Origin of the sequence: Nocardia sp. SSK8 (assembly GCF_037034205.1) — a bacterium.
Lineage (GTDB): Bacteria > Actinomycetota > Actinomycetes > Mycobacteriales > Mycobacteriaceae > Nocardia.
The window spans coordinates 107,603-120,825 of record NZ_JBAGKD010000012.1; the positions used below are offsets into that span (position 1 = coordinate 107,603).

The 13,223-nt window shown below is 67.6% G+C and carries 16 protein-coding genes and 1 tRNA gene; 6 read left to right on the forward strand and 11 right to left on the reverse strand.

Going from position 1 to position 13,223, the window contains the following annotated elements; all coding sequences use genetic code 11:
• Positions 1 to 165 precede the first annotated feature (165 nt).
• A complete protein-coding gene (locus WA675_RS21465; protein ID WP_336086546.1) occupies positions 166 to 609 on the reverse strand; it encodes an SRPBCC family protein in 444 nt (147 codons plus the stop codon).
• Positions 606 to 911 (reverse strand): meromycolate extension acyl carrier protein AcpM, encoded by a 306-nt coding sequence (acpM, locus tag WA675_RS21470; protein WP_336086547.1) that lies wholly within the window; start codon positions 909 to 911, stop codon positions 606 to 608. Before acpM ends, WA675_RS21465 begins: the two co-directional genes overlap by 4 nt.
• Here acpM and WA675_RS21475 point away from each other — a divergent pair.
• A complete protein-coding gene (locus WA675_RS21475) occupies positions 910 to 1,857 on the forward strand; it encodes a MerR family DNA-binding transcriptional regulator (RefSeq protein ID WP_336086549.1) in 948 nt (315 codons plus the stop codon). The two genes, acpM and WA675_RS21475, sit on opposite strands and share 2 nt — an antisense overlap.
• A gap of 595 nt (positions 1,858 to 2,452) precedes the next feature.
• Here WA675_RS21475 and WA675_RS21480 read toward each other — a convergent pair.
• From WA675_RS21480 to WA675_RS21515, 8 genes are all read right to left on the reverse strand, one after another.
• A complete protein-coding gene (locus tag WA675_RS21480; RefSeq protein ID WP_336086551.1) occupies positions 2,453 to 3,622 on the reverse strand; it encodes a HipA domain-containing protein in 1,170 nt (389 codons plus the stop codon).
• A complete protein-coding gene (locus WA675_RS21485; RefSeq protein ID WP_336086554.1) occupies positions 3,619 to 4,245 on the reverse strand; it encodes a helix-turn-helix domain-containing protein in 627 nt (208 codons plus the stop codon). Before WA675_RS21485 ends, WA675_RS21480 begins: the two co-directional genes overlap by 4 nt.
• A 34-nt stretch (positions 4,246 to 4,279) precedes the next feature.
• A complete protein-coding gene (locus tag WA675_RS21490) occupies positions 4,280 to 4,870 on the reverse strand; it encodes a GNAT family N-acetyltransferase (protein WP_336086555.1) in 591 nt (196 codons plus the stop codon).
• 62 nt (positions 4,871 to 4,932) lie between these two features.
• The gene (locus tag WA675_RS21495; RefSeq protein WP_336086558.1) at positions 4,933 to 5,367 is read right to left on the reverse strand and encodes an HIT family protein; all 435 of its coding nucleotides are present in this window, start codon (positions 5,365 to 5,367) and stop codon (positions 4,933 to 4,935) included.
• A 46-nt stretch (positions 5,368 to 5,413) separates the two neighbouring features.
• Positions 5,414 to 5,749: a hypothetical protein gene (locus WA675_RS21500; protein WP_336086560.1), complete on the reverse strand. Its 336-nt coding sequence runs from the start codon at positions 5,747 to 5,749 to the stop codon at positions 5,414 to 5,416.
• Positions 5,750 to 5,876: 127 nt separating this feature from the next.
• Positions 5,877 to 5,948: transfer RNA gene (locus WA675_RS21505), tRNA-Thr, on the reverse strand.
• A gap of 127 nt (positions 5,949 to 6,075) precedes the next feature.
• Positions 6,076 to 6,312 carry an MbtH family protein gene (locus WA675_RS21510; protein WP_022565839.1) on the reverse strand — a complete coding sequence of 79 codons (237 nt, stop codon included), beginning with the start codon at positions 6,310 to 6,312 and terminating at the stop codon, positions 6,076 to 6,078.
• A 139-nt stretch (positions 6,313 to 6,451) separates the two neighbouring features.
• Positions 6,452 to 7,285, reverse strand: a complete 834-nt coding sequence (locus WA675_RS21515) for an alpha/beta fold hydrolase (RefSeq protein WP_336086561.1) — start codon at positions 7,283 to 7,285, stop codon at positions 6,452 to 6,454.
• Between the two features lie 171 nt (positions 7,286 to 7,456).
• Between WA675_RS21515 and WA675_RS21520 the strand changes: the two genes are divergently transcribed.
• The 4 genes from WA675_RS21520 (at position 7,457) to WA675_RS21535 (ending at position 11,509) form a co-directional block, all read left to right on the forward strand.
• Positions 7,457 to 7,615 carry a hypothetical protein gene (locus WA675_RS21520; RefSeq protein WP_278264795.1) on the forward strand — a complete coding sequence of 53 codons (159 nt, stop codon included), beginning with the start codon at positions 7,457 to 7,459 and terminating at the stop codon, positions 7,613 to 7,615.
• A 67-nt stretch (positions 7,616 to 7,682) separates the two neighbouring features.
• A complete protein-coding gene (locus tag WA675_RS21525; RefSeq protein ID WP_336086714.1) occupies positions 7,683 to 9,218 on the forward strand; it encodes an alpha,alpha-trehalose-phosphate synthase (UDP-forming) in 1,536 nt (511 codons plus the stop codon).
• A 141-nt stretch (positions 9,219 to 9,359) separates the two neighbouring features.
• Positions 9,360 to 10,064 carry a response regulator transcription factor gene (locus tag WA675_RS21530; RefSeq protein ID WP_336086564.1) on the forward strand — a complete coding sequence of 235 codons (705 nt, stop codon included), beginning with the start codon at positions 9,360 to 9,362 and terminating at the stop codon, positions 10,062 to 10,064.
• The gene (locus tag WA675_RS21535; protein ID WP_336086566.1) at positions 10,061 to 11,509 is read left to right on the forward strand and encodes a HAMP domain-containing sensor histidine kinase; all 1,449 of its coding nucleotides are present in this window, start codon (positions 10,061 to 10,063) and stop codon (positions 11,507 to 11,509) included. Before WA675_RS21530 ends, WA675_RS21535 begins: the two co-directional genes overlap by 4 nt.
• A gap of 95 nt (positions 11,510 to 11,604) precedes the next feature.
• On the opposite strand, the gene WA675_RS21540 is transcribed toward WA675_RS21535, so the two are convergent.
• Positions 11,605 to 12,114 carry a h domain protein gene (locus WA675_RS21540; RefSeq protein ID WP_336086568.1) on the reverse strand — a complete coding sequence of 170 codons (510 nt, stop codon included), beginning with the start codon at positions 12,112 to 12,114 and terminating at the stop codon, positions 11,605 to 11,607.
• A gap of 17 nt (positions 12,115 to 12,131) precedes the next feature.
• Between WA675_RS21540 and WA675_RS21545 the strand changes: the two genes are divergently transcribed.
• The gene (locus WA675_RS21545; protein WP_336086715.1) at positions 12,132 to 13,181 is read left to right on the forward strand and encodes an RNA-guided endonuclease InsQ/TnpB family protein; all 1,050 of its coding nucleotides are present in this window, start codon (positions 12,132 to 12,134) and stop codon (positions 13,179 to 13,181) included.
• Positions 13,182 to 13,223: the final 42 nt, after the last annotated feature.

Below are 13,223 nucleotides of genomic sequence, written 5' to 3' on the forward strand. Positions count from 1 at the left end.
AGCTTCGAATGCCCGGACCGGACAACAGGTTCCGCCCTCCTACCTGGAAGTTCACGAATTCTGTGAGGAGTCGATCAGGACTACCTGGGTTCCTGGATCCTCACCCTCGCTTGATCACGCGAAACCCTGTCAGGATCTATCCACAATTCCTGACAGGGGCCGGGTTCAGTGGTGGATAACCTCGCCCAACCGCGGCAGCAGCGAACGCTTCCAGCCCCGCTCCATCGCGTTGCGCAGCATCTTCTGCCTGCGGTCGGTGATATCGAAGCCAGTTTGGGTGAGGAGCAGGCGGGTGCCGTGGCCCTGAGGGAGCAGCGTCCAGTCGATGGTCCAGCGTTCCGGGTGGTCGGTGCGCAGGTAGCGCCAGGTGTAGGTCAGCTGGTGGTGTGGGTGCACGGCCAGGACTTCGCAGTGGATCTCCTGGCCGGGCTGCTCGGGGATCGCGAAGTGGAAGCGGGCGCCGACGGTCGCGACGAGGCCGATCGGACGGAACAGCCAGCGTGCCAGTAGGTCCGGGTCGGTCAGTGCGGGCCAGACGGAGTCCGGCGGTTGGGGGAAGAAGGTGCCGAGTTCGATCACGGCCGGGTCCAGTGCCGGGTCAGCGATCAATTGTCTTGGCCTTCCCGGAATTTCGCTTCCATCTCGGCGGCGAGTCGCGGCCGTTCGGCCTCCATCTTCTGCACGTAGACCACCGCGTCGCCGACGGTACGCAGGGCGGAGAGGTCCTCGTCGGGGATCTTCACGCTGTACTTGTCCTCGAGCTGCACGGCGATCTCCACCAGCGACAGCGAGTCGATATCGAGGTCCTCGATGAAGGACTTCTCCAGCGTCACCTCGTCGGCCTCGATACCCGTCACCTCCTCCACGATCTCGGCGATGCCCGCGACGATCTGTTCTTCGGTAGTTGCCATGGGTCAGTACGCTAAAAGCTCCACCCGGGTGGAGGTGCAAGGAACTGTGACGGACGACACATACATAACCATCGGCGAACTGGCCCGCCGCACCGGACTTTCCGTGCGCACGATCCGGTTCTATTGCGACGAGGGAATTCTGGCACCGCGCCGCAGCCCGGGCGGCCATCGGATTTTCGAGGCGGGCGCCGCCACTGAACGCGTGCTGACGATCCGGCGGCTCCGCACCTTCGGCCTCGGCCTGGACGCGATCACCGGCGTGCTGCGCGGCGAGCGGTCACTGGACGACGCGATCGCCGCCGAGACCGCCTGTCTCGATGCGGAATTCACCTCGCTGGCCTGGCGTCGCGCTGCCCTGCGGGCCGTCACCGCAGCACCGGCGACCGAGCGCACCGCACGACTCATCCTGCTCGCCGCCGCCCAGGACGGCACCACCGCACACGATCACCTGGTGCGTTTCTGGCGGCGCGTGCTCTCCCCGATTCCCCAGCAGGAAATCGAACGCTACGTGTCCTGGAATGTCCCTGAACCGCCCGTCGACCCGTCCGTCGACGACATCGTCGCGTACGCCGAATTGACCGCTCTCGCAGTCGAACCCACCACACACGACGCACTGAAGCGCTACGTCTGGCGCACCCGACCCGAATTGGTGCGCAACCCACACCACCTCTACACCGCAATCGACGAAATCATGGCCGACGTCGTCACCCGCATCACCAACGAGATAAGTCCCTACCACGGAACCGAACTCGATCGCTTCGTCCGCGCACACGCCGACGCCAGGGGCATCCCCGATTCACCGCGATTCCGTCAACACCTGCGCACCGACACCACCGACCAACGAGCCCACCGATACTGGTCGCTGACAACGCAACTGCTCGGACCCCGTATCACCGTCGGCCGAGCCCTCCAATGGATCAACGGCGCGCTGATCGCGTCAGCGTAGAGAGCACCGCGTCATCGTCAGCGGACGCGACAGGGAGACTCGTCAAATGCGAAGCAGTGCGAGTGTTGTCATCGATGGTCCGACCTTCGAGATTATCCGACAGGTCACGAAAGAGATTCCCAACTTCCGCGGGCCGCTGATGTCCGAGCGAGGTTGGACGTACGACATCGATCGGTTTCTGTGCGGGGTAGTGCGGTCGCTCCCCAGAGCTCTCGACCCAGGCTCATGGGTGAGGACTTCGATTGTCGGGGACACCGAGACATTGCCGGGGGTGCCGCCCCGTCCCGAACGGCCGCTCGGCGCAGGCGAGGAAGCGGTTCGATATGTTCCCGGGCACATCTGCGAGCTGTGGCCCCGCCTCCTCGGCGTCGCATGGGCGGGCTTGGGCCCACTGGAAGCCCGCTACCGAACTGGCTACCGTGAGCCGGAAATCATGGCCGCGTTGTCGAGCTTCTCCAGCGGTGTCGATTCGGCCCGCAAAGGCTGATGGCTCGGAGTCGGCGGCATCGACACCGGTCAGCTCGGACCGCGCGTCACCGTCGAATGGATCAGCGGCTCGGTGATCGTGTGGTGCCGATCGCCGACTAGGCCGTCGTCAGTACGAGTCTGTGTTGTGCAGAACCAGCTCCCGGACTCCGCTCGTGTCGGCCGCCACGGCGTCGCGGACGGATTCGGCCAGCGCCGTCACCATCCCGGCGACCCGCGCTTCGTCCAGACCCGACGTTCCGGCGAGCTTTCGCCAGTGCGCGGTCGTCACCTCGGCCGACCGTCGCGCCCCGCCGATCCGCATCACCAGCTGCTGGTCGAATTCGGGATACAGACCCACCGGCACGACGTCGTACATCGGCGAGAGCGAAACCGCCTCGGGCCGGAGCAGCAGTGAATAGTTCTTGGCATGCGCGTCGGCGTTGCCGAGGAAGACGTTCACCGCGAGCTGGCGCACGAACCCGTAGGCGAGCTCGTCGTCCGAACGCTCGCGCAGCAGGCGGATCACCTGCTGCGCCGAGATGTTGTATTTGTCTTCCGGCGATGCGCCCATGGCCTGCGCGATGTCTTCGGCATGCACCCGGGTCGAGATCTGACCGGTGCGCACTCGATCGAACCGTTCGACCAGGTAGGCGCTCTGATCGAGCACCTGCATCACGCGGGCCTCTGGTGCGCCGACACCGACCGCCGCAGCCAGCGCGAGTGCCATCGCTTCCGCTTCCTCGAGGCCGGGGAGGTCGGGGCGGGCAGGCTTGACGATGTGCGTCGACGGCACAGTCGCATTCGACCAATACCACTCGCCGCCGATCTCGGCGAGCGCGAACTTTCCCTGCGTGCCGGCCAGGGAGAACCGGGCAGGGTTACCCGCGCCGGCCCATTGGTCCGGCGAGCGCTTCACTCCGGCAATGCGTGCGGCGATGTCCTCGTCGGTGGCCGGATCGAGCCGGAGTGGACCGGCCGTCGGCGGCTGGTCACTTGCGGTGAGCACCAGTCCACCCGCGACATCGCCGCCCGCCTCGGCCAGCAGATCGAACGTGTCGACCGACTCGGCCCCGTACACGGCAGCCATCCGGTGCCGGGCGGCGGTGTTGTCGGGCAGCAGATTGTCCAGGAAATTGGCCGCCGCGCGCCGGGTCGCGCCGCCTTCGCGCGGCAAGGACAGCGAGATCGGAACCGGCGGGGCGTCGTCGCTGTACTCGAACCGGATCTGCCTCGATGCGTGCTTGGTGAAGACACCCGCGTATCGACCCTCCAGCCAGGCATGCAGGACATCGGTCATCGCAGCTCCATCGCGGGCAGGGCGGTCGGCTCGACGTTCAACGCGCGGAGCACCTTCCGGACGCCGACGAGATCACGCAGGGTCGTGGCGCGCTCGATATCCGCCACCAGACGAGCATCGACTCCGGCGAGGTCTGCGAGGTCGGTGCGGGTCAAAGCCTGGATGGCGCGTTCGTCCCGGACCACCCGGGCGAGGGTCGACGGGTACCGCAGATATTCCTGGCGAGGACGATGCAGCACGTCCCACACCCGGTCGCTGTTCCCCGCGATGGCATGCACCACCAGATTCGACCCGCCGTCCAATTCGGGTGGCGGTTGCCCGGCCCACCAATCGACCAGCAGCTCCGCCGGATCCTGCACGGTGCGCAACAACCGCAATCGCTCGGCCGTCCGCGCCCGCATCTGGCCGGTCAGGCCGTTCAGCGATCGGGAATGCAGCGCGCGGGCCAAGGCGCGCTGCGAGGAGTACGACAACGGGCGTCGCCGGGCGCGGCGAACCGGCTGCGGCGCGGTGATGACCCACCGGCCACCCACCTTCTCTGCCGGTATCGCTCCCGAGCGCGCGAGCACGCGAACCCGCCGAGGGGACACCCCGGCGAGCTCGGCGTACTCGGCGACATTCATGACACAAGTGTACCGATCCGCCGGCGCCACTCCGTCAGCAATCCGCCGTGTCCGGCCAGGGTTCGCAAGGCCAGCGCGGGTCGTCGCGGCGGAGTGAGGCGGTCCAGCCGTCGGTGGGTTCGCCGCGTTGGACGATGATGTCGGGGATGATGCCATCGAAGCGGAAACCCTGGTGCCATACCGTTTTCCGGCTCGCCCAGTTGCCGACGACCGCGCGCCAGTACATGGTCTCGACGTCCTCGGCGAAGGCGTAGTCGAGGACCAGGGCGACGGCGCGCGACATCAGGCCCGCGCCACGGGCAGCCGGGTGGAGGCCGAAGCCGAGCGACGCTGATCCGGAACCGTCGGGGCGGTAGTCGATGGTGCCGCAGAGGTCGCGGTGTTCGGTGCTGATGGCCCAGGTGCGGATCGCGGTCGGGTCGTCCGATTCCCAGGCGCGGGCGACGCGGGTCAGGAATTCCTCGGCGTCGGCGCGGCCGTACGGGGACGGGACGGTGGTGTAGCGCAGCATTTCGGGGTCACGGCACTGTTCGACCATGGCGTCGAGGTCGGCCGGTCGGTGCGCGCGGAGGGTCACCACACCGTCGGTGCGGACGGGCACGTCGTTCGGGAAGTGGAAGGCCATGAGCTATGGCATCAGGAACGGTTTCGCGCCGCAACGAAATTAGCGACCGGCGCTGGCTTCGTTCAGAAGTGGCGCGCTAGGCGGGCGACGAGGTCAGCCAGGCCCTGGTCGTCGATACGCGGGCCGTCGGGCCACGAGTCGACGTCGAACCAGTACGTTTCGGTCGGCGTTCCCGCCGGGCGCGCGAAGATATGCTGGTGGAAGTGGGCGATGCTGCGGCCCGCGATCGCGGAGAAGACCGATTCCGGCGCGAGTTCGGCGCGCAGAGCGGACGCCGCCCGGCGGGCGGCCCAGCCGACGACCGCGGCCTCGTCGTCGGTGAGGTCGGCGAAAGTGGGTGCGTGGCGGGTGGTTTCAACGAACAGGTAGCCCGGTAGTGGCGGGTTCTGAGTCAACGGACGATGGCTTACCGTCACGAGGTCATCGGTGAAGATCACCGGGCCGACGAGTGGGCCGTCGCCGCGATGTTTGTCGCAGATCGGGCAGGCGGTGTTCACGGTCGTCAGGGTAGTGCCGCGGCGAGCTGACTGGTGCGCAGGGCGGTCATGGATGGTCTCCGATCGTGGTGCGCGCGGCGACGGCGTCGAGCACCTCGACCTGCGCTTCGGGGACGCCGACAGCCATGAGAAGCCCGTCGGCGGTGCTCGCGAAGTCGAAGGTGAAGAACGAGCAGCAGCTGGTCTCCTTGGCCGCGAGCTCGCGGGCGAAAGGCTCGACCTCGGGATCCAGAACCAGCTCGAGCCGGACCGGACTGGGTCGGCGCGACCCCCGGACAGCGGCGAACAACTGATCGAACTCGGCGACCCGCACCGGCCGCTGCACGGTGGGCAGGGTGCACGCCGCAGGCACCCAGTCCCCCTGACCTGGTGAAATCCTCATATGTCCACGGTAAGCCTGTACCCGGGTACCGGATGCAACCCGACCGGGAGCAGTCCAACGCGAGGAATCGCTCCCACAGACAGGTCGAGCCTGTGGTCAGGTAATGACCACAGGCTCGACCTGGAAGAGCCCCCTGTCAGGATTGAACTGACGACCTTCGCTTTACAAGAGCGGTGCTCTACCACTGAGCTAAGGAGGCGGGTTCTAGCTGGGCCCCGGAGGGCAGCGACCATCATAACCGGGCGCGGCGGCCGCGGGCATCGGTAGTGCCACGCGGCCGACGCGCTCGGTGAGTGCGGTCCCGGCGCAGTATCGGAAGTTACTGCTCAGGACTGGGCGCGGGCCGCATCGTCGGCGGCCATCGCGTCGCGCAGGCTCTTGGGACGCATATCGGTCCAGTTCTTCTCGACGTACTCGACGCACGCGGCCCGGCTCTCTTCGCCGAACACGACACGCCAACCCGCCGGGACCTCCGCAAACGCGGGCCACAGGGAGTGCTGCTCTTCATCGTTGACCAGAACGAAGAAGCGGCCGTCCTCGTCGTCGAAGGGGTTGGTGCTCAATTTCACCTCACTGGATACTGGCGCTGTGTACGGGATCGCACCGGGTGCGAACCCCCGGGCGTTGTGTCGACCCTAGCAAGGGAGACGTTACGTCTGGGCGGTTACCTCGGCAGTGTCCGTTTCCGCGCGGTGCGCGGTGTCAGCCCGCGAAGAAGTCGAGGAGGATCTTGTTGACCGCCTCGGGCCGCTCCAGGTAGCCGTAGTGGCCGGTGTCGGGGATCTCCTGGTACCTGGCGCCGGGGATGGCCTCGGCGACCTCACGCGACAGGTAGGGCGGGATCATCCTGTCATCGGCGAAGCCGATTGCCAAGCACGGGACGGTGATCGCCCGGTAGGCGGCCACCCGGTCGAAGTCGTGGTCCATCGCCCGCTGCGCCCGGATGCCGGGGGTGGCGGGGCCGCCGGTGAACTCGAACAGGTCGAGCCAGTCGCGGGCGGCGTTGGTGTCGGCCATCGTCGCCGGGGACAGGTTCATCACCGCGGTGAGGGCGGCCTCGAACTTGGCGGGCAGCTGCACGCCCGCGGCGTCGAGGTCCTGCTCACCGGCCGAGAGGGTCTTCTGGAACTGGTCGAGGCGGCCGTGACCGGCCATGAACACCGCCTTGCGGACCAGATCGGGCCGGGCCAGCGCCAGCTCCTGGGCCACCCGGGCGCCCATCGAGGTGCCCGCGACCAGGGCCGGACCCTCGCCGAGGAACTCGATCAACGCGGCGGTGTCGGCGACCAGCTCCTCGATCCGCATGCCACCGGCGGCCTCGTGCGAGGGCGCGATGCCCCGGTTGTCGAAGGTGCAGACCCGGTATCCGGCGGCGACCAGCGCGGGCACCTGGTGCAGTTCCCACACCCGGCCCGGCGAACCGGTGCCCATGATCAACACCACCAGCGGACCGCCACCTGCGATATCGGTGCCCTTGGTACGGTCGCCCTTGACCTGATAATTCAGCGCGATCCCGTTGACCGTGGCCAGTGGCATGAAACAAACCTCTCTGCGGAGTTGAGCTGTCCGACCCCACGGTAACGGGACAACCACGACACGGCACCGGGGCGGGGTGATCGGACCAGGAGTTCATCGGCCGTCCACGGGGGCCCGATAGTATTGACTACTCGCACGCGAAGCGTTTGAAAACCGGGAGGACGAACCATTATGGCCGCGAAGAGCAGCGCCAACGACATCGCCGACGACGAGCTCGAGCCGCTGGCCGACGAGACCGCTCGCCAGGCGCAGCGCGTCGTCGCGGCATACGCCGACGACGCCGACGAGTGCCGCATGCTGCTGTCGATGCTCGGCATCGGCCCCAGCTGAGCCGACCCGGCGACCACAATCTCAAAGCGGGACCCTGCGACGCGCAAAGGATGCGTGAGTGGACCAGATGATCGATAAACAGTCCAACGACCGTCCGTCCGAGAACAGCGAAGCCGTCGCGCCCGCGCCGAGCGGATCGGGCTCGGGGTTCGTGGTCGTCGCCAACCGGCTGCCGGTCGACCTCGAGCGCCTGCCCGACGGCACGACCAGGTGGAAGCGCAGCCCCGGCGGGCTGGTCACCGCCCTGGAGCCGGTGCTGCGCAGCAACAAGGGGGCGTGGGTCGGCTGGGCCGGGGTGCCCGATGTCGAGGTCGAGCCGATCATCGAGGACGGACTCGAACTGCATCCGGTGCCGCTGTCGGCGCAGGAGGTCGAGGACTACTACGAGGGGTTCTCCAACGGCACGCTGTGGCCGCTGTATCACGATGTGATCGTCCGGCCGGTCTACGACCGGTCCTGGTGGGCGGCCTATGTCGAGGTCAACCGCCGGTTCGCCGAGGAGACTGCGAAGGTGGCGGCCGAGGGCGCCACGGTTTGGGTGCAGGACTACCAGCTCCAGCTGGTGCCCAAGATGCTGCGAATGCTGCGGCCCGATCTCACCATCGGCTTCTTCCTGCACATCCCGTTCCCGCCGGTCGAGCTGTTCATGCAGATGCCGTGGCGCACCGAGATCATCGAGGGCCTGCTCGGGGCCGATCTGATCGGTTTCCACCTGCCCGGCGGCGCGCAGAACTTCCTCTACCTGGCCCGCAGGCTGGCCGGTCAGCCGACCTCGCGCGGCACCGTGGGCGTGCGGTCCAAGCTGGGTGTGGTGCAAGTGGGCTTCCGCACGGTGCGGGTGGGCGCGTTCCCGATCTCGATCGACTCCGCCGATCTGGACGAGCTCTCGCGGCGCCGCTCGGTGCGCGAACGGGCGGCCAAGATCCGCGCCGAGCTGGGCAATCCCAAGAACATCATGCTCGGCGTCGACCGCCTCGACTACACCAAGGGCATCGACATCCGCCTCAACGCGCTGCAGGAGCTGCTGCAGGAGGGCCGGATCGACCCGGCCGACACGGTGATGGTGCAGCTGGCCACGCCCAGCCGCGAGCGCGTGCAGAGCTACATCAAGATGCGCGGCGACATCGAACGCCAGGTGGGCCGGATCAACGGCGAGTTCGCCCGGGTGGGCTATCCGGTGGTGCACTACCTGCACCGGCCGATCCCCCGCGACGAGCTCATCGCGTTCTTCGTGGCCGCCGACGTCATGCTGGTGACGCCGCTGCGCGACGGCATGAACCTGGTCGCCAAGGAGTACGTGGCCTGCCACAGCGACCTCAACGGCGCGCTGGTGCTCAGCGAGTTCACCGGCGCCGCGGCCGAGCTGCGCCAGTCCTACCTGTGCAACCCGCACGACCTGGACAGCGTCAAGGACGCCATCGTCGGCGCCCTCGACGACGAACGCGACACCCGCCGCCGCCGGATGCGCTCGATGCGCCGCCAGGTGCTCACCCACGATGTGGAGCGCTGGGCCCGCGCCTTCCTCGACGCGCTCTCCCAGGGCAATGTCGCCGGGGCCGCGCTGCTCAGCGACGAGGACGTGTACCCCGAAACGCGGCGCTGAACGGCACACAGCGACCTCACAGCGTCGGTCCAGCCACTTCCCAGCCGGGTGGTGGAGCATTGCGGCATGAACGGTCAGCGGCCGGAGGCGGTAGCGCAGCGTGACCACGCAGGCCGCCCGGGCATGCCGAATGGAGGCAGCATGAGTGGTGTGCCGCAGGCACCCGAGGCGCGGGTGCTCGTCGTCGACGACGAACCGATGATCGTGGAACTGCTGTCGGTGAGTCTGCGTTTCCAGGGCTTCGAGGTGGCCACGGCCGCCGACGGCGCCGAGGCGCTGGACCGGGCCCGCGCCTTCCGCCCGCAGGCGCTGATCGTCGACGTGATGATGCCCGGGATGGACGGCTTCGGGCTGTTGCGCAGGCTGCGCAGCGACGGCGTCGACGCGCCGGTGCTGTTCCTGACCGCCCGCGACGACGTGGACGACAAGATCACCGGGCTCACCCTGGGCGCCGACGACTATGTCACCAAGCCGTTCAGCCTCGAGGAGGTGGTCGCCCGGTTGCGGGTGATCCTGCGCCGGGCGGGCCAGGCCAAGCCCGAACAGGCGAGCACCCGGCTGCGCTTCGCCGATATCGAACTCGACGACGACACCCACGAGGTGTGGAAGGCGGGCGAGCCGGTGGCCCTGTCCCCCACCGAGTTCACGCTGCTGCGCTATTTCATGGTCAACGCGGGCAGTGTGCTGAGCAAGCCGCGCATCCTGGATCACGTGTGGCGCTACGACTTCGGTGGTGAGGTGGGCGTGGTGGAGACCTATGTGTCGTACCTGCGCAAGAAGGTCGATACCGAGCAGCGGTTGATCCACACCCTGCGCGGGGTCGGTTACGTGATGCGGGAGAAATGAGCGCCGCGCTGCGTGCCCGGCTCGCGGCGATCCCGCTGCGGGTGACGCTGGTGCTGATGCTGGTGCTGCTGGCCGGATTCGGTTTGGTGGCTTCGGGTTTCGTGGTGACCACCGCCATGGCCAACTCCCTGCGGAACCGCACCGACCAGCAGCTCACCGACGCGGCGATGGAATGGGAACGCCGGATGACCCTGCCCGCGCCGCCCGGACCACCGCAGAACCCCAGTGGTCAGCCGCCGAGCCGCTACTACCTGCGCGCCGAGACACTCGACGGCTCGCGCACTTTGGTGCTGGACCACGTGTTCGGCACCGACGCGAAACCGGCACTGCCCGATCCGCCGGTGACCGAGCCGGTCACCGTGGGCTCGACCGGTGACGCCACCGAGCAGTGGCGGGTGCTGACCGTGTGCGGGCCGGTGTCGCAGGCGACGGTGGCGCTGCCGCTCACCGAGAACATCGACACCGTGCGCAATCTCGTTGTCGTGCAACTGATCGTGGGCGCGCTGGTGCTCACCGCGCTGGCCGTGGCCGCCTATTTCGTGGTGCGCGGCAGCCTGCGGCCGCTACGTAGGGTGGAGGCGACCGCGGCGGCCATCGCCGAGGGGCAGCTGCATCGCCGGGTTCCGGTGCGCGGCAACGACACCGAGGTCGACCGGCTATCCCGCTCACTCAACAGCATGCTCACCCAGATCCAGCAGGCCTTCGCCGCGACCGAGGCCTCCGAGGCCGCCGCGCGCGAATCCGAGTCGCGGATGCGGCGATTCGTCGCCGACGCCAGCCACGAACTGCGCACCCCCCTCACCACCATCCGTGGCTTCGCCGAGCTCTACCGTCAGGGCGCGACCGGCGACCCGGCCACCTTCATGAACCGCATCGAACACGAAGCCCAGCGCATGGGCCTGCTGGTGGAGGACCTACTCATGCTGGCCCGCCTGGACGCCCAACGCCCCGTCGACCTGCGCCCGGTGGACCTGCTGGCCCTGGCAGGCGACGCCGTCCACAGCGCCCGCGCGGTCACCGCCGCCGAGGGCACCCACCGCCCGATCACCCTCGACATCGCCGACGGCACCGGCACCCTGGAAATCCTCGGCGACGACCACCGCCTGCGCCAGGTCCTGACGAACCTGCTCAGCAATGCCCGGGTCCACACCCCGGACGGCACCGCGATCACCGTGCGGCTGACCCCAGCCGACGACGAAGTGCGGCTCGAGGTAGCCGACACGGGCCCTGGTCTAGCCCCCGAGGACGCCACCCTGGTCTTCGAGCGCTTCTACCGCGCCGATGCCTCGCGCACCCGCGGCAGCGGGGGAACCGGCCTCGGCTTGTCGATCGTGGCGGCGCTGGTCGCGGCACACCGCGGCACCGTGCGGGTCGAGCAGACGCCGGGCGGCGGCGCGACCTTCGTGGTGCTGCTACCGCGGGGTGATCTCCCCCGATCCACCTGACGACTCCGGCATTTTCGTGCGATCGGAAGGCCGCTGGTAGGAAAACTGACTGGGCCGCATCCGAATGCGCGAAAACACCGGCGTCTCCGGCCGGGTCAGACCGGGGTGACCTGGGAGACCAGCCAGCGGTCGTCGGACTTGTCCAAGGAGACGCGCACGCGGCTGCCCGAGGTAGTGCCGTCGGGGGTGTCCTTGCTGGTGGTGAGCTGGTTCAGGTAGAGCAGGACCACGGCGTGGTCGGGGTCGGCGGAGACGACGCCCTCGGCCTGGGTGGTGGCCTTGACGGTGAGCTGCTTCTCCTTGGCGCCGGGGGCGATGGCCTCGGTGATGAGCTTCAGGTAGTCGGCGCGGAAGGATTCGGTCAGGCCCTCGGCCGCCTTGGGGAGTTCGGTGTCGACCGTGGCGGGCTCGTAGGTGAACATGGCGCTCACCGTGCGGCCCGCGGTGGTCATGGCGTCGGAGCGGGCCTGTTCGGTGCGGTCGTGCTGCCAGAGCTGGTAGCCGCTGACGCCGAGCACGATGGCGGCGATCAGGCCTAGGGCCGCCAATGTGCCGAAAACGATCTTGATTGACTTTCCAGTCACCGAGCCGCTCCTATCATCCATAGCGATACCGGCTTGATATCGGTTGTACAGTCCACCAGCAACGTAGCGGCGCGAAACCGACGTTCGCGCATCTGTCCAAGATGCTGACCGCCGCACGAAGTCGAACTGCGTGGCTGCGCGCGGGATCGCAAGTCGCCCAACAGCAAACCCTGCGAACTTACGCTATTGCCCTGAAGCATTCGTTCACGATCAAAAGCAGAAGCCGACCGACTACCAAGTCGCGCAAGACGTCCCTGCCATCGCTGGAGTACACAACGCGGGGATTTTCGATCCGCGATCGCCGATTGCGGTTGCCGAACGGCGTGTCGGTACCAGTTGTGTGGTCGCGTGAGCTGCCCTCCACACCAACATCTGTTCGTGTCTACCAAGACTGCCTGGGACATTGGTACGCGTCGTTCGTAACTCGCCGCCCGCTGGCGCCAGCGCCAGCGACCGACGCCGCGATCGGGATTGATTGGGGAATCGCTACAACCGCTACGACAACAAGCTTCGCCCACGACCTGCCCTATTCTGGCTACCGTCGTCGGTGCGCTGCGGAGCTGGCCCGAGCGCAACGGAAGATGGCGCGCCGTCGCCGCCCCCGTGGACAGACCCCGTCGCGGGGCTACCAGTGCGCGCGCCGTGAAGTGGCTCGCCTGCACAAGAAGGCAGCCCGTCAGAATACTCATACTGCTCGTGTGTGGGCCCGACGGGTTGTTGCCGACCATCACACCATCGCAGTCGAGGATTTCAAGCCCTTGTTCCTGGCTCGTTCCACTATGGCCCGTAAGGCGGCTGATGCCGCGATCGGGATGACGAAACGTGAACTGATCGAGCGTGGCAGGCGGGCGGGCCGAAAGGTGGTGTTGGTGCCACCCGCTTACACAACAATGACCTGCGCGAACTGTTCTGCGAGAGCCAAGCGGCCGCTCGCGTTGGGTACTCGAATCTTTCGGTGTGAATTCTGCGGGCATACCGCAGACCGAGACCGGAACGCTGCCCACGTAATTCTGGCAGCCACGGTAGAACTCGACCGTGCCAGTGTTGACGACGTAAGACACCAGCTGCCTCCTTCCAAGGATGCGTAGAAGCGTGCGGTCCGAGCTGGGAATCTCCAGGCTTCGTCCACG